This is a genomic window from Paraburkholderia sp. GAS448, from assembly GCF_050435685.1.
In the GTDB taxonomy this organism is placed as follows: domain Bacteria; phylum Pseudomonadota; class Gammaproteobacteria; order Burkholderiales; family Burkholderiaceae; genus Paraburkholderia.
This window is the reverse complement of record NZ_JBNDKT010000017.1, coordinates 119,099-134,844: the sequence shown is the minus strand read 5'-3', so window position 1 is coordinate 134,844 and position 15,746 is coordinate 119,099. Positions and strand designations below refer to the sequence as shown.

Sequence of the window (15,746 nt, the reverse complement as noted above, 5' to 3'; positions counted from 1 at the left end):
TCACCCTGTACGCGCGCTCGCGCGCCGAGCGAGTTGGAATTGCGGCGAAGTCGATCGTACATCGAAGATATCAGGACACGCCGTCTCATAAATAAATGATACAGGGCAGGCCTTAATCTGATGTCGTGGGCGCGAATGTGTCATGGCCGCCTGGTCGGTCCCTGCGAAAACCCGACATGAGGTAACGCTTAAACCATGCTAGACGGCGGCTGTCGTCAGCTGGCTCAGGTACGCATGGATCTGACTGACCACGGCCGCGCCGTCGCCTACGGCCGCAGCCACCCGTTTCGCGGACTCCGAACGCACGTCGCCGACTGCAAACATGCCCGGTATGCTGGTTTCGAGCGGATATCGCTCACCTGCTTCAGGCAGCCCATGCGCGCTGCGGGCGAAACCAGTGACGACAAACCCTCTGTTGTCGAGCTCTGCGCCGCTCGAACTGAGCCAATCGGTCTTCGGGTCCGCGCCGACAAAGAGAAACAGATGACGCGTCGCAATGACTTCGTCGACATCCTCGTTTTCATGCCGGACATGAAGGCGAGTGAGTCCGGCTTCGTCGCCATCAAGCGAACGCAGCGTGCAGCGCGTGCACAGCACGACATTAGACAAGGAGCCAATCCGGTCGATCAGGTATTTCGACATGCTGGCCTCGAGGTCCTTGCCACGAATCAGCACGCGGATACTGCGCGCGAAATTGGCGAGAAACACGATCGCCTGGCCGGCGGAGTTGCCCCCACCTATCAACACGATGTCCTGCCCCTTCACCAGCCTGGCTTCGATGGTCGACGCCCAGTAGTAGGTGCCGCGTCCCTCGAAGCGATCGAAGCCATCCACCGTCGGCTTCCGATAGGCGGCGCCACTCGCGACCACGACCGTGCGGGCGCTGATGCGCTGCCCGTCGAGCAGCGACAGCTGAAAGATGCCTTCATGGCGGCTCACATTCGTGACCTTGCCGGGAATCGCCAGATGCGCGCCGAATTTCTGCGCCTGCTGGAACGCCCGCGCGGCGAGTGCCTGGCCCGATATACCGGTGGGAAAGCCCAGATAGTTCTCGATCCGCGAGCTGGCGCCGGCCTGGCCGCCCGGCGCACGCTGATCGAATACGGCAACCGACAAGCCTTCCGTTGCAGCATACACGGACGCCGCCAGCCCGGCAGGCCCGGCGCCGACGATCGCGACGTCATAGACATGCGACTGCTCGAAGGTCGGCACGAGTCCAAGGCACGATGCGAGCTGCGCCTCGTCCGGCGCGCGCAGCACACAGCCGTTCGGGCAGAAGACGAGCGGAAAGTCGTCGGGGCCGGTTGTCATGCCACCCAGCAGTGTGATCGCCTCGGGATCGCTACGCGCGTCGATCACCATCGCGGGGTAGGCATTGCGGCGCAGGAAACCCTGCAGCCCGATCAGCCGCGCGTCGTCGCCATTGCCCACGATGATCGGTCCAAGCCCCTGCTCGATCAATCCAAGCCGCCGCAGGATCAGGGCGCGCATGATGTGTTCGCCAAGTTGCGCATCGGCCACGATCAACGCACGCAGCTTGTCCGGCTCGATCACTAGCGTCTCGACGTCCGTCAGTGCGACGCCGTCGATCAATGCCGGCTTGCCGGAAAGTTGCGCCATCTCGGCCATGAAGTGTCCGTCTTCATGTTCAGTGACGAGCGTCGAGCGGCCGAAACTGTCGCGCGAACAGATCCTCACGCGCCCACGCAGCAGCACGAACAGGCCGAGTGCAACGTGCCCCGTTTCGAAGATCAGTTCGCCGGCCTTGAACGACATCGGCCTGGCGAACCGTCGCAAGCTTTGAATCTCCGCCGCCGAAAGACGGGGAAACATCTGGTGCTGACGGTACTCCAGCGAGGAATACGGAATATCGAGTTCCGACTGGGTGATCGCGTCGGCGGACAAATCCCGGGTGCTCATAACATGACCTCATCTGGCACATCATCGTGGTGACGGATTGCTGATCACAGCTTCTACCAGCCGAATTTGAGTTCGGCACCTACATAGTCGGCATTACGGGCGCCCAATTCGCTCAGCGACTGTCCGACCTGGAAATGCACGGCCTCCAGCGCCGCGGCGAGGTTCGCGGTGACTGCCCAGTCAGCGCGAAGTTGCGTATAGAAACCCGTCCAGCGGCTGCCCCGTCCCGCCGTGCCCGGCACGACCGCCGAACCTTGCTGGTAGACCGCGTCAGCGGTGGTCTCGCGCCATTGCAGCCCCACGCCGGCCAGCAGCGTCAGCTTGCTGTCCGGTTTGACGATGAGCGATGGCTTGACGTGAACCAGGTTCGAGTAGCCGGTGTAGCCGGCCAGCGAGAAGTAGTAACCATTCGGGAACAGCGGGTTGAACGTACCGACGCGGCCGTCGCCCGGATGGCGGTCGCCCGATGCGGCGTCGATCTGGATGCCGATGCGAGGCGTCCATGGCACGGTCGTCAGCGTGTAGCCGGCGAGCGAACCCACCGCCCACGCGCCGATCGTATTGCTGCCGACATGGCCCGACTGATACATCCCTTCGATGTCCCAGTCGATGTGGTTGACGTTGCCGGAATACCGCGCATCGAATACGTCGCGATGTTCGTCGCCGGTTGCGTCGAGAAACTGCGCGTTACTGCGGTTGTAGCGGGAGTAGTACGCGGACAGACTGCCCGGCCCAACCCCCTTGCGCTCCACGCGCACGCCGCTGAACGTCAGATCGCGATTGGAGATGTCGTCGAAATCCGAATTGTCGCGATACTGAACCGGCTGCGTCGCATAGGCGATCCAGCGCCATGGACCGGTTTCATAGTCGGCCCAGATCGCGTCGAATGCCTGACGCACGTTCGGGCCGTCGCGAACCGAGACGAAGCGCTGCAAGTCGAACGCCATTTCCTGCCGGCCGACGCGGAACTTGAAGGTGCCGGGGCCAAGCGGCTCGGTGATCGCGACGAACGCCTGGCGCAGATCCAGCGGATTTTTATCGACCGGCGTGACGTTGTCCTTGCCGTAGGGGCGCGCGTCTTCGAACTGCGTGAAGATCTGCACATGCGGGCCGAGCCGGACGTCCGCGTGAACCTCCAGACGTTGCAGCAGATACGTATCGTCCTGTGCCGATCCGAGGCCGAACAGCGGCGCGTCGTTCATCTCCAGACGCTCGCGAAGCACCGCGCCGAGCGAGATGTACGCGTCGGGATTGCCGAATAGCGGAATGTACTTCAGCGAATCGAACGGCCGTTTCGGCACACAGGGATTGGCCAATACCGACCAGTTTTCCTGCCAGCGGTTGAACATGATTACAGGCCGCACACACGACGCACTCGCGGGGGCCGAAGTCACGGCGGTGTTGGCCGTGGAGGTATCGTCAGCCCCGCCGAGCGCAGTGTCTGCCGCTGAAGCCGGCAGCGCGGCCGCGAGACCCGTGCTGATCAGCAAGGCACGGGCAGCGCGCAGCGCGAGAAAGCGCGGCGCGAGAAAGCGCGGCGCGCGCCTGCGGGACTTAAGTGACCTCAACGGCTTCGTGGCGCTTGCGTCACTTGCCATCGTGCACTTCAGCGACGTACCGGCCCGGGAATTCGAGTATGGCGGTCGTACCTGTTCCGCTGTGGTACGGCGGGTAGAGCACCTTCGCGCCGGCCGCCTGTGCGCGCTCGACCGTCTGGGCGACATCTTCCACGTCATAACCGGTCGTTTCACTCCCGAACGGGGACGGCAGCTTGCCGTCCGTGACGAACACGACCATATGGCCGAAGCCCGAGTTGATGCGGATCACACGGATCGTCTCGCCCGGCCGGCCGATCACGCCGGCGTCCGCGCGCGGGTTGTCCGACACCACCTTGCCGTGCGAGAAGCGCAGCCACCGGCGAACAAAGTTGTTCGCTTCGTAGCGCGACACGTACACGCGATTGTCCGGCGCGCTCTGCAACGGCGCATAGTTCGGCGCCCTGGTGTGCCAATAGAGCTGCATCGTCAGGCCGCCTGGCCATTGAATGATCGCGTCCTTACCAATCGGGTCGTCGAACGGATCGACGACGATGTCGGCACCGGCCGCACGCGCGGCTTTCACCGCCTGATCGATATCGGTGACCAGATACCCGGTTCGCTCATTGCCGAAGTGGTACGGAATCGGCGTTTCGAATCCGAATACCGAAAGCATGCCGACCGGCGTATGCACATACTGCGACGCGGTCTTGCTCGGCGTGGGCGTCACTGTGAAAACCGCACGTTGGGATGCCTTGCCGCCGAACGTCGCGAGAAAGCTGTTGACGAACGCGTTGAGATCGGCGGAAGCGACATACACGTGAGTGGTGCTGTACTGCGCGCCCATCGATACGTCGGGATATTTCGCGGTGAATGCGGTTTTTCCGTTCGACACCTCCGGCGGCCCGGCATCGGCGAATACGGATGCAACAGGTGTCAATCCAATCAGTATCGCTGCGCAGAGAGGCGCGAGTCGACGGACGTGTGCCGGCGACATCAACCGCCCTCTTTCGTCGAACCCGGCACTACCGGCTTTTGCGCAGCAGCGCCCTTCACTGCCCCAGCGACTTGAACCGTCGGCGTCTGGGCGAAAAACTGCGCCCTGGCAACCGGGATGGCGTGCTCGCCCAACACCATGCCGAGCAATCCGGCCAGCGCAATCAGCGGCGGCGCCGGCGATTGCACCTTGAGCAGCCAATAGAGGAGCCCGACACCGAAGCCGACTCCCAATGAAATGATGTAGCCCATGCTATTCGTCCTTTTTAAAACCAGCTATCAATTCGACCAGTCCGATCCCAGCACCTGTCCGCAGAAATTCAAGCGGCAATAGTTGGGGTCACACCGGTCCAGCACGTCCGCACACACCGTCCCGAATGTCGTCTCCGGACGATGCTCCATGCCACGCGCATAGGCTTTGATGACCTTCTTCTTGAAGCCGGATTCGCGTGGAAAGGCCTGCACGATTTCGTCGCGCTGCTGGGCCGTGAATCCGTCGTAGCGCGCGCCCCGAATATCCATGTGCACGCCGGCGCTGATGAGCGCGACCAGCGGCGACATGTGCTCGGGAATGCCCGGTGTCATGTGCAACGCAATCGCCGCCCATACTTCGTCGATCAAACGGTCGACGACGACGTGCTGACGCAGAAAATCGCGCGCGGCATTCGCGCCATCCACCTCGAACCGGTATGGCGAACGCTGATACTTCTCGTTCAGCCCGACGTTGTGAAACATCGCAGCGACATAAAGCAGCTCGGCGTCGAACGTCAGGTTCTCGCGGTATCCGGTCAGCGCACCGAACAGAAATGCCCTTAGCGCATGATGAAACATCAACTCTGACTCCGTGCCCCGGATCTGATCCGTCGCCGCCTGAGCCAACACACCGTCGGGAATATCAACGCCGGCAATGGTTTTCTTCATGTCAACTCCTCGGTGTCAGCTCCGCTCCCCGGTGTGCCCCGCTACACGCGTGCCGGATCACCCTCATCCGTCGCGGCATAAATGGTCTCGGCGGCTTCGAACTCATGCTTCGTCAGTTTCGCTGCCAGTTCCGAACAGCACACTGTCGGTCAGGGTCGGCACGAAGGTCCTCGCTCGCGTGGTGGCACGAACCCATGGTTATCAGAACGCGAAACAGCTACACCCCAACGCGCCCCAGAAACCATTCGAATCGCTGACCGGCACGTTTTTACGCCATGCCCAGCCGTGCGCGTGAGCATGCACTCCGCACAGATTCACACAGCCATCCGCGCACGCCACGGCAGTCGGCTTATAACGGCTGTAGCCACCGAATTCCGCCACCGGAGACCACGAGGGGCTAACCGGCAGGTCGGGAGGCGCGAGCGGCGCGAATTCGTCGTCGGCGTATACGACTTTGCCGCCAACAACCGTCATCGCCGAGGTCAGAAACCTGATGCGGTTTTCGTCGACGGTAAAGTAGTCTTCGCTGAGTACCGCGAAGTCTGCGAACTGGCCGGGAACCAGCGCCCCTTTACGTTCTTCCTCGTTCGAGAACCATGCGCTGCCTACCGTGTAGCGGCGCAACGCTTCCATGCGGTCGAGCTTGTTCACGCTCGAATACATCGCCGTGCCGCCAACCGTTTTGCCCGACACCATCCAGTAAAGCGAAACGAACGGATTGAAGCTCGCGACGCGCGTGGCGTCCGTGCCCGCACCGACCGGCAGTCCGGCATCCAGCATGCGGCGGACAGGCGGCGTGTGCTTGACGGCCTCCTCGCCATATTGCTGAATGAAGTACTCGCCCTGAAAGGCCATCCGATGCTGGATCGCGATGCCGCCGCCAAGCGCGCGCACCCGGTCGATGTTCTGCTGCGTGATGGTCTCGCAATGGTCGAAGAACCAGCGCAGCCCGTTAAACGGAATCTGGGCATTCACGCGTTCGAATACGTTCAGGAACCGCTCGATCGATTCGTTGTACGTGGCGTGAAGCCGGAACGGCCAGCGGTTCGCCACCAGCAGTTTGACGACAGCTTCCAGTTCGTCCTCCAGCGTATCCGGCAGGTCCGGGCGCGGCTCGAGAAAGTCTTCGAAGTCCGCTGCCGAGAACACCAGCATTTCACCGGCGCCATTGACACGCAGAAAATCGTCGCCTTCGCCGGGCCTCGTGACCTTGACCCACTTTGCGAAGTCTTCGATTTCCTTCCTGGCATTCTGCGTGAACAGGTTGTACGCGATACGCACGGTCAGTTCGTTGTGCTTCGCCAGGTCCATGATGACCGCGTAGTCATCCGGATAGGCCTGGTAGCCGCCACCCGCGTCGATCGCGCTCGTCACGCCGAGGCGATTCAGTTCGCGCATGAAATGCAGCGTGGAATTGCGCTGATCTTCCGGTGCGAGCTTGGGCCCTTTGGCGAGCGTTGCGTACAGGATGCCGGCGTTCGGCCGCGCAATCAGCATGCCAGTCGGGTTACCGCGCTTATCTCGCTGGATCTCGCCGCCGGGCGGGTTAGGTGTGTCTTTGGTGTAACCGACCGCGCGCAGCGCCGCCGCGTTCAGGAGCGCGCTGTCGTACAGATGCAAGATGAATACCGGCGTGTCCGGCGCAATCGCATTGATTTCTTCGAGCGTCGGTCCACGGCGCTCGGCGAACTGGAATTCGTTCCAGCCGCCCACCACGCGCACCCATTGCGGCGCCGGCGTGCGCGCCACCTGCTTGCGGAGCATGTCGAGCGCGTCCGCGAGCGACGGCACGCCGTCCCAACGCAACTCCATGTTGAAGTTCAGTCCGCCCCGAATGATGTGCAAGTGGGAATCGTTCAGACCGGGAATGACCGTGCGCCCCTTGAGGTCAACCTGCCGCGTCGAGTGGTTCACGTGACGCATCACGGCCTCGCGAGATCCCGAAGCGATGATACGGCCGTTCGCGACGGCAAGCGCATCGGCGAATGAACGCTTGTCGTCCTGCGTAGCGATCTTGCCGTTGAAGAACACAACCTCGGCCGGCGTCGGCCCGGAAGTATTGGAATTCATGATGGTCCTCATAGGGAGCGCTCCGCGCTCAAGATGCGGAGCTTTCCGGGGAAGCGGGAAACCGGGAAGCGCACGCTCGTCGCGAGGGCCTTCCTTTGAGCGTTCGAACACCCGTCGCCGCCGGCACGTGGGACAGGATATCGATGCACTGCACTCGAGTCCCGCCGCCTCCACCGGCACGTTCGTGCCGGTGGAGGCTCAATAGATCCGAGGTCGACGCGACCCGATCATTGTTCGAGCCGCTTCGCCGGGCGACGTAATGCGACTGCTTACTTTTTTGCGGGCACGGGTGCCAGAACCTCGTGCTCCCCCGACGCGCGCTGGGGAGCCTTGTGCACCATGGTGTAGGCATAGTCAATGCCCATCCCATACGCACCCGAATGCTCTCTGGCAATCGCCATGACTTCGTTGTAAGTCTCTCTGTGCGCCCAATCGCGTTGCCATTCGAGCAGCACCTGTTGCCAGGTCATCGGAACCACGCCGGCCTGAATCATGCGCTGCATTGCATAATCATGTGCGTCCTTGGATGTGCCGCCCGACGCGTCGGCGACCATATAGATTTCGTAGTCACCTTCGTCCATGGCGCATAGCGCGAACGTGTTGTTGCAAACCTCTGTCCACAGACCTGCCACCACCACCTTTTTTCGGCCATTTGCGGCAAGTGAGTCACGAACCTTTTGGTCGTCCCACGAATTCATGGACGAGCGTTCGAGCACTTTGTGCCCCGGAAACACATCCATCAACTCGGGGTACGTGTATCCCGAGAAGCTTTCAGATTCCACTGTCGTAATAGTGGTAGGAATGTTAAATACTCGCGCGGCCTTCGCGAGGCCTACCACGTTGTTCTTAAGTACCTGACGGTCGATGGACTGGACCCCAAAGGCCATTTGCGGCTGGTGGTCGATGAAGATGATCTGCGAGTTTGCAGGTGTCAGGACTTCAAGTTTCGGATTTGCCATGGCTTTGTACATCCTAAAGATTTGGTGAACATGGGAGGACATGCCGCACTCGCTTGAAGTGCGAGAAAAGCTGATGACCAGTCTATTGAAGGCTCTTCTCAGAGTCCTTGGCAAAGTCCTTAATCGTTCTTAAAAAAGATGACGATCCTAAAATCCGTGGCACGGCGCGGGGCGAATGCCGGCTCAGAACATTTCACATTTTCTGCAGGACTTTATGTGCGCGGCATTCCTACACTTCAATCAGCCGTAGTCGTCGACGCAAGTTTCGCCTATCAACACAGTCGAAGGAATTCGCCATGAAAGAAGCACTTGAAGCAGCAGCGCATCGCGCGGCGCCGTTGAAGACACCGACTCGCCTGACTGAAGAGGAGACCCGCGACATTGCCGTCGCGTTGACGACGTTGCTCGCGGACGTGCGTCGCCGTTCAGCCTTCGAGTGAGGTGTGAAGCCGCGCTTCAAGAAACTGAACGAGCGAGCGCACTTTGCTGGAATGACGGCGATTGGGCAGATAGGCGGCATAGACGAGTGCATCGCCTTGATGAGGGCTCGCATCGAAGTTCTCGAGGAGGCGCATCAGGCGTCCCGCGCGAATCTCGGCGCCGACCAGCCATTCGGGCAACAAGGCGATGCCGCGTCCCGCCATCACGGCCTCAAACAGGATGTCGAGACTGTTCGACAACAGATGGCCGCGCACCTCGACGCGCTGCTCGACGCTTTCCCGGCGGAAGGTCCAGACCTGGCGAGTGCGATAGCCGCCGCCGTACGCGACACGAAGGCACTCGTGGGCTTCGAGCGCTTGCGGTGTCTGAGGCATGCCGCTGCGTTCGAGGTAGTCCTGGCTTGCCACGACGTAGCGCAGATTGTTCGCCAGCTTTCTGACGATCAGGTTGGCGTCACGATCGGGCAGGCCGATCCGGATCGCGACGTCGATCCGGTCGAGCGCGAGATCGGCAAAGTGATCGGCGACGACGACGTCGAGGAACACGCGCGGATTGTCAGAAAGGAAGGCCGCCAGGTGCGGCGCGAGCCGCAAGCGGCTGTAGGTGGACGGTACCGAAATTCTGAGCGAGCCGACCGGCGACGCGCCGCTGTCGAAGACGCTCTCGTCCGCCTCAGCCAGATCGTCGAGCACCTTGCCGACCTGCTCGACGTACGCAATGCCGGCGTCCGTGAGGCTGACCTTTCTCGGTGTGCGGGTCAGCAATGCGGTACCCAGGGAGGCCTCCAGCGAATCCATCAGACGCGTAACCGAGGAGGTGGCCACCCCGAGACGTTGTGCGGCCTTTGAAAAACCGCCGGCGTCAGCCACTTCCAGCAACGTATTCAGAGCGAGGAACTTGTCCATGCATGGCCTCATCAACCGTTTGGTTGCGGACAGCGCAACGCGAGGTTGCATTTTAGACCCATTCTATAAATTCAACGCAACGCATAAGCTGCATCCGTTACATCTCTGGCGCTTGCGTTGTCATCGACATGGCAAAGCGGCGCAACGATCGATGCAGCCCTCAAGCGTTGGGAAATCCAACAGTTGCAACGCGGCAGGCTGATGACCGATCTGGGCGTTTCGCTCGGCAACCGGGTGATGAACCTCGCCCGCTGAGTCCGCGTTTTCCGCTTTTTCACTTCAGGGAGTTGTCATGTCAACCCAGGCATCCAACACGGCGGGCGGCACAAGCCCCGTCAAGCTGACACGCGGCCTCATCGCGCTGTTCGCGTTCTGCTGCGGCGCTATCGTCGCGAACCTGTACTACGCGCAACCGATCACCGAACTGATCGCGCCGGACATTCACATGTCCGGCAATACAGCCAGCCTGATCGTTTCACTCACGCAGATCGGCTACGCATTCGGCCTGTTCTTTCTGGTGCCGCTCGGCGACCTGCTGGAAAACCGCAAACTGATGATCACCACGGCGCTGGTGTCGATCGTGAGTCTCGGCGCCGCGGCTTTCGCTCATCAACCTGGCTTGTTCCTCGCAATCTCGTTGCTGGTCGGATTCAGCTCCGTGGCCGTGCAGATTCTGATCCCGCTCGCCGCGCATCTCGCACCGGACGAGTCGCGCGGCAAGGTGGTCGGCACCATCATGAGCGGGCTGCTTCTCGGCATTCTGCTGTCGCGTCCGATCTCCAGCGTGGTAGCCGGTCACTTCGGCTGGCGCGCTGTGTTCGGTTCCGCAGCGGTGCTGATGGCGATCGTCACCAGCGTGCTGGCGCTGACCATTCCACCCCGCCAGCCGGAACACAAGGCCACCTACTTCGAACTGATCGGCTCGCTCGGCCACCTGATACGCACGATGCCGGTTCTGCGTCACCGCTCGTTGTATCAGGCATTGATGTTCGCTTCGTTCAGTCTCTTCTGGACCGCGATCCCGGTAGAGCTGACCCGGCAGTTCGGACTCTCGCAAACCGCCATAGGCATCTTCGCGCTGATCGGCGCGATCGGCGCAACCTCGGCGCCGGTGGCCGGACGCCTCGCCGATGCGGGTCACACAGTGCGCGCGACGCTGATTGCGCTCGTGGTGGGGGCCCTCGCTTACATGCCGGCATTGATCCATCCGGCGTGGGGCGTGTTCGGACTCGTCACGACCGGCATCGTCCTCGATTTCGCCGTGCAGATGAACATGGTGCTCGGCCAACGCGAAATCTATGCGTTGCACGCGGCGAGCAGAAACCGCCTGAACGCGCTGTATATGACCAGCATCTTCGTCGGCGGTGCTTTCGGTTCCGCGCTCGCCAGCCCGCTTTATGAACACGGTGGTTGGGCGCTGGTCGCCGGCGTCGCCACCGCCTTCCCGCTCATTGCACTGGCGCACTACCTCGCGATCGGCCGTCCGCACGCCGCCCGCAGCACTTGACCGCATCTCCACCCAGGCACCCGGACGACGCGCTGTCCGGTTAACAACATTTCAGCGTGGCTTCAGGAAAATCCGGGACATTGGCGATACGCTAATCAACATAGTCATCTACCTGAACGACGCTCAATCGTTTGCAAAGGAACCACCCTGTCCTCCCTTTCGCCACTGCTCAACGGTTACGACCTGCATGGGCTGCGCTTGCCGAACCACGTCGTGATGGCGCCGATGACACGCGCAGGCATCGCATCCATGGACCGCGCGCACGGCCTGGTGAGTGCCGGTTCTTTGAATCAGGACTTCCAAGACAGGTGCATGAATGACTCGCAAGTCTAGATTGCTGGCGGTGAGCGGCGTGGTCATCGTGGCCGCACTGATCGTCGCCGCTTTGCTGATGTGGAAGGCCACCATCGCACCGATCAGTGCTCCGGCAGCGGCGTCGTTCGACGCGCAGATGAAGCTCGCGGGCGCGCGCGTCGTGGCGCTTGGCGACTGCATCGTGTGTCACACCGCGAAGGGCGGCAAACCGTTCGCCGGCGGCCTGCCCCTTGCCACACCCTTCGGCACCCTCTACGCGACCAACATCACGCCCGATGTCGAAACGGGCATCGGCAGCTGGTCGCTCGCAGCATTCACGCGAGCGGTGCGATACGGCGTCGCCCGCGATGGGCACCTGCTCTATCCCGCGTTTCCGTATATTCACTTTACGCGCATGTCCGATCGCGACATTTCTGCTGCTTACGCGTATCTGATGACGCGCGAGCCGGTCAGCGCGATCGCACCTGCCAACGACCTGATCTTTCCGTTGAACTTCCGGCCTTTGCTGGCCTTCTGGAACATCTTGTTCCTGCACCCCGGCGAGCAGGCGGCGGATGCCTCGAAAGATGCCGGGTGGAATCGCGGAAAGCTGCTGGTGGATGGGCTCGGTCACTGCGCCTCGTGTCATTCGCCGCTCAACGCGATCGGCGGTGAAAAGTCGGGACACGCGTTCGACGGCGGCGTCGTCGACGGCTGGGAAGCCCCCCCGCTGAATGCACTTGGCGCGGCGCCGAAGCCTTGGACCAAAGAACAGCTCGTCACGTATCTGCGCAGCGGCCGCGCCAGCGAACATGGCGCCGCGGCCGGCCCGATGCTGCCCGTCACGCGTGACCTCGCTACTGTGCCTGAAGAGGACGTGCAGGCGATTGCCACATACATCCTGTCGATTCAGAAAGCGCAACCGGCCGTCATGGTTGCCGCGGCCGACAGCGTGGTTCACGTCGATGCGCCGTCTGCGGCGCAACGCGGCGCAATCCTGTTCGGCGCATCGTGCGCGCAGTGCCACGGCCCCGCCGCGCCGATGCAATCGATCGGCGAGCGCCCGACGCTCGCGTTCAGCACCGCCGTCAATGCCACAACACCACGCAACGCCGCCCAGATGATTCTCAGCGGCAACGGCTGGCACGGCGAGGACAGCACGAACTACATGCCGGCCTTCAGCGAAATCTATAGCGACCAGCAGATCGCAGACCTGGTGTCCTACATCCGCGCATCCTATTCGCGGCGCGGCGCGTGGAAGGACGTCGAGGAAACGGTGGCCAAAGTCAGACAGGAGAACAACGCGCGATGATCAAGCTTACCGTCAATGGCGTGCAGCACGCGCTGGATATCGATCCGTCGACGCCACTGCTTTATGTCCTGCGCAACGACCTGCGCCTGCACGGTGCCAAGTTCGGCTGCGGGCTTGGACAATGCGGCGCGTGCACGGTGATCGTGGGCGACCGGGCGGCTTTTTCCTGCCTGATTCCCGTGTCGTCGGTCGGCAGCCGCCCCGTGCGCACGATCGAGAGTCTCGGCACCGCCGAGCATCCCGGCCCACTGCAAAAGTCGTTCATCGAACATCAGGCCGCGCAGTGCGGTTATTGCATTGCCGGCATGATCATGCGCGCCCAGGCACTGCTCGATCGCAATCCGCGGCCGACCGAGCGTGAATTGGTCGATCATATGGAGCCGAACCTCTGTCGTTGCGGCACCCACACACGCATCCTCGCCGCGATCCGCGAAGTCGCGCATCTGCCGCCAGGCGACGCTGCGTCCGGCAATCCCCAAGGCGCGCCAAGCCATGGAGGCATGCAATGAGCGTCAAAGACGGCGATATCAACGAAGGACGCCGCCGCTTCATGATGTCCGGCGCCGTCGTCGTGAGTTTCAGTCTGTTTCCGGGCGTCAAGGCGATGGCCCAGGAAGTGATCGCAGACGAAGGCGCCGCGGTGCACATTGCCAAATCGACCGAGGCGCTCGCGGGCAGCCTGAAGACCAATCCGTTTCTCGATGCATGGATCAAGATCGATCCCGCGGGCAAGGTGACCGTCTACACCGGCAAGGTGGAACTAGGCACCGGCATACGCACTGCGCTGCTGCAGATCGCAGCCGAAGAGCTGGACATGGCGCCCACGCTGATCACGTTTTTGACCGCCGACACGGGTGCCTCGCCGGACGAGGGACTCACGGCGGGCAGCCACACCATCGCCGACAGCGGCAGCGCGTTGCTGAACGCCGCCGCCCAGGTGCGCGGCCTGCTCGTCGATGCGGCGGCCAAACACTTCGGCGTCGACAGCGGCACGTTGAAGGTGCAAGACGCGGTGATCAAGACGTCCGACGGCCGCGCGATGACTTACGGCCAGGCAGTCGGCGCGGTCGATCTGCATCGCATGGCCACGCCGGTCTCGCCGTTGAAAGACCCTGCGACGTTCGTCACGATCGGCACATCATTGCCGAGATTGGACATTCCGGCCAAGGTGACGGGCGGCGCGAGCTACGTCCAGGACATATCGATGCCGGACATGCTGCATGCACGGGTGGTGCTGCCGCCGGTCTACGATGCGAAGCTGCTGCGGACCAATTCTCCCGAGATTCTGAAGATGCCGGGCGTCGTCAAGGTGGTCAGGGACGGCAGCATGCTGGCGGTGGTCGCCAAAGGCGAATGGCAGGCCGTGCAGGCGCAACGTGCACTGGCCGCGGGAAGTCAGTGGAGCGCCGGACGCACGTTGCCCGACCCGACTACCGTACACCGCGATCTGAAGACGATCTCCACGGAACACATCGAGATTGCGAACACGCACAGTGCGGCCGGCACCCCCGTCAAAACGCTGAGTGCAAAGTGCACGAAGCGCTACATGCTGCACGGTTCGATCGGCCCGTCCTGCTCGGTCGCGCAGTTCAAGGACGGCTTCATGACCGTCTGGACGCACTCGCAAGGGGTCTATCCGCTGCGCAATGCGCTCGCGGAAATGCTGTCGCTGCCGAAAGAGAAGGTGCGCTGCGTTCACGTCGAAGGATCGGGCTGCTACGGGCACAACGGCGCGGACGACGTAGCAGCGCACGCCGCCTTGATCGCCCGCGAGATGGTGGGCCAGCCGGTTCGCGTGCAATGGATGCGCGAACAGGAGCATACCTGGGATCACTACACGCCCGCGATGGTCACCGAAGTGAGCGCATCGCTCGACGCGAGCGGCAGCATCGTCGACTGGAATTATGCGCTGTGGAGTAGCTCGCACAACGAGCGGATCGTGAACGCGGGCCGGCTCATCCCCGCGCAAATGCTGGAGAAACCGTTCGCGCCGGCGCCGTCCGTGCCGATGGTGCAGCCCGAAGGCGGTGGCGACCGCAACGCGATTCCGCTGTACGCGTTCCCCAACATGCACGTGATAAACAACTTTTCGCCGACCATGCCGTTGCAAACGTCGGCGATGCGCTCGCTCGGCGCGCACATGAACATCTTCACGATCGAGACGTTCATGGACGAGTTGAGCGCTGCGGCCGGCACCGACCCCGTCGCGTTCCGGCTCAGGCATATGCAGGATCCGCGTGCCCGCGACGTGATCCGGCTCGCGGCCGATAAATTCGGCTGGCCGCACGCGCCGCGCAAGGCCAATCGCGGCGTCGGTTTTGCGTTCGGCAAGTACAAGAACCTGATGGCGTATGTGGCGATCGCCGTGGAGATATCCGTGGTGCGCGAGACGGGTCAGGTGATTCTCGAACGCGCCGAAGTAGCGGTGGACGCGGGGCAGATCGTCACCCCCGACGGCATCCGTAACCAGATCGAAGGTGGCCTGATTCAATCCGCCAGTTGGACACTCTATGAAGAATTGCAGTTTGACACAGCGGGAATCCGCAGCTTCGACTGGAGCAGCTATCCGATCCTGCGGTTTTCCGCCGTGCCGCGCAGTTTAAACGTACATCTGATCAATCGCCCGGGTGCGCCCTTTCTCGGCGCCGCAGAAGCGTCGATGGGTCCGACCGCCGGCGCGATCGGCAACGCGTTATTCGATGCGACCGGAAAGCGCTTGCGCGACATGCCCTTGAGTGGCGATAGCCTGCGCCGGCAGATCGACGCATAGGGAATCCGCACGGCGGGCATCGGCCTCGCCACCGCCCCCACTCAGTGCGACAATCGACACTATCCGACCACGCGCGGTCCCGGACAGGCGCAATCAGGCAACTACCCCAGGAATCA

At 62.3% G+C, this 15,746-nt stretch carries 14 protein-coding genes; 6 read left to right on the top strand and 8 right to left on the bottom strand.

Annotated features, from left to right (window positions below):
• Window positions 1-198: 198 nt before the first annotated feature.
• The 7 genes from P3T23_RS27705 to P3T23_RS27675 all read right to left on the bottom strand — a co-directional run bounded on the left by P3T23_RS27705 (window position 199) and on the right by P3T23_RS27675 (window position 8,401).
• Window positions 199-1,920 (bottom strand): FAD-dependent oxidoreductase, encoded by a 1,722-nt coding sequence (locus P3T23_RS27705; protein WP_429319284.1) that lies wholly within the window; start codon window positions 1,918-1,920, stop codon window positions 199-201.
• Between the two features lie 53 nt (window positions 1,921-1,973).
• Window positions 1,974-3,518, bottom strand: coding sequence for an alginate export family protein (locus tag P3T23_RS27700; RefSeq protein ID WP_429319283.1), 1,545 nt, complete (start codon window positions 3,516-3,518; stop codon window positions 1,974-1,976).
• Window positions 3,508-4,452, bottom strand: a complete 945-nt coding sequence (locus P3T23_RS27695; RefSeq protein ID WP_429319282.1) for a VOC family protein — start codon at window positions 4,450-4,452, stop codon at window positions 3,508-3,510. Before P3T23_RS27695 ends, P3T23_RS27700 begins: the two co-directional genes overlap by 11 nt.
• The gene (locus P3T23_RS27690; RefSeq protein ID WP_429319281.1) at window positions 4,452-4,703 is read right to left on the bottom strand and encodes a DUF1427 family protein; all 252 of its coding nucleotides are present in this window, start codon (window positions 4,701-4,703) and stop codon (window positions 4,452-4,454) included. The genes P3T23_RS27695 and P3T23_RS27690 overlap by 1 nt, the downstream gene beginning before the upstream one ends.
• Before the next feature lie 27 nt (window positions 4,704-4,730).
• On the bottom strand, window positions 4,731-5,372 hold the full coding sequence (locus P3T23_RS27685) for a phosphohydrolase (protein ID WP_429319280.1): 642 nt from the start codon (window positions 5,370-5,372) through the stop codon (window positions 4,731-4,733).
• Between the two features lie 201 nt (window positions 5,373-5,573).
• A complete protein-coding gene (locus P3T23_RS27680; RefSeq protein ID WP_429319279.1) occupies window positions 5,574-7,442 on the bottom strand; it encodes an amidohydrolase in 1,869 nt (622 codons plus the stop codon).
• A 269-nt stretch (window positions 7,443-7,711) separates the two neighbouring features.
• Complete coding sequence (locus P3T23_RS27675) at window positions 7,712-8,401, bottom strand: hydrolase (protein WP_429319278.1); 690 nt, start codon at window positions 8,399-8,401, stop codon at window positions 7,712-7,714.
• 296 nt (window positions 8,402-8,697) lie between these two features.
• Between P3T23_RS27675 and P3T23_RS27670 the strand changes: the two genes are divergently transcribed.
• Window positions 8,698-8,841 (top strand): hypothetical protein, encoded by a 144-nt coding sequence (locus P3T23_RS27670; RefSeq protein ID WP_429319277.1) that lies wholly within the window; start codon window positions 8,698-8,700, stop codon window positions 8,839-8,841.
• Here P3T23_RS27670 and P3T23_RS27665 read toward each other — a convergent pair.
• The gene (locus tag P3T23_RS27665) at window positions 8,827-9,747 is read right to left on the bottom strand and encodes a LysR family transcriptional regulator (protein ID WP_429319276.1); all 921 of its coding nucleotides are present in this window, start codon (window positions 9,745-9,747) and stop codon (window positions 8,827-8,829) included. The genes P3T23_RS27670 and P3T23_RS27665 overlap by 15 nt on opposite strands.
• Window positions 9,748-9,864: 117 nt before the next feature.
• Between P3T23_RS27665 and P3T23_RS27660 the strand changes: the two genes are divergently transcribed.
• The 5 genes from P3T23_RS27660 (at window position 9,865) to P3T23_RS27640 (ending at window position 15,630) form a co-directional block, all read left to right on the top strand.
• Window positions 9,865-10,002 (top strand): hypothetical protein, encoded by a 138-nt coding sequence (locus P3T23_RS27660; protein ID WP_429319275.1) that lies wholly within the window; start codon window positions 9,865-9,867, stop codon window positions 10,000-10,002.
• A 37-nt stretch (window positions 10,003-10,039) separates the two neighbouring features.
• Complete coding sequence (locus tag P3T23_RS27655) at window positions 10,040-11,254, top strand: MFS transporter (protein ID WP_429319274.1); 1,215 nt, start codon at window positions 10,040-10,042, stop codon at window positions 11,252-11,254.
• 316 nt (window positions 11,255-11,570) lie between these two features.
• Window positions 11,571-12,860 (top strand): c-type cytochrome, encoded by a 1,290-nt coding sequence (locus P3T23_RS27650; protein WP_429319273.1) that lies wholly within the window; start codon window positions 11,571-11,573, stop codon window positions 12,858-12,860.
• Entirely contained in the window at window positions 12,857-13,369 is a 513-nt protein-coding gene (locus P3T23_RS27645; protein ID WP_429319272.1) for a (2Fe-2S)-binding protein, read from the top strand. The genes P3T23_RS27650 and P3T23_RS27645 overlap by 4 nt, the downstream gene beginning before the upstream one ends.
• Window positions 13,366-15,630, top strand: coding sequence for a molybdopterin cofactor-binding domain-containing protein (locus P3T23_RS27640; RefSeq protein WP_429319271.1), 2,265 nt, complete (start codon window positions 13,366-13,368; stop codon window positions 15,628-15,630). The genes P3T23_RS27645 and P3T23_RS27640 overlap by 4 nt, the downstream gene beginning before the upstream one ends.
• Window positions 15,631-15,746 lie beyond the last annotated feature (116 nt).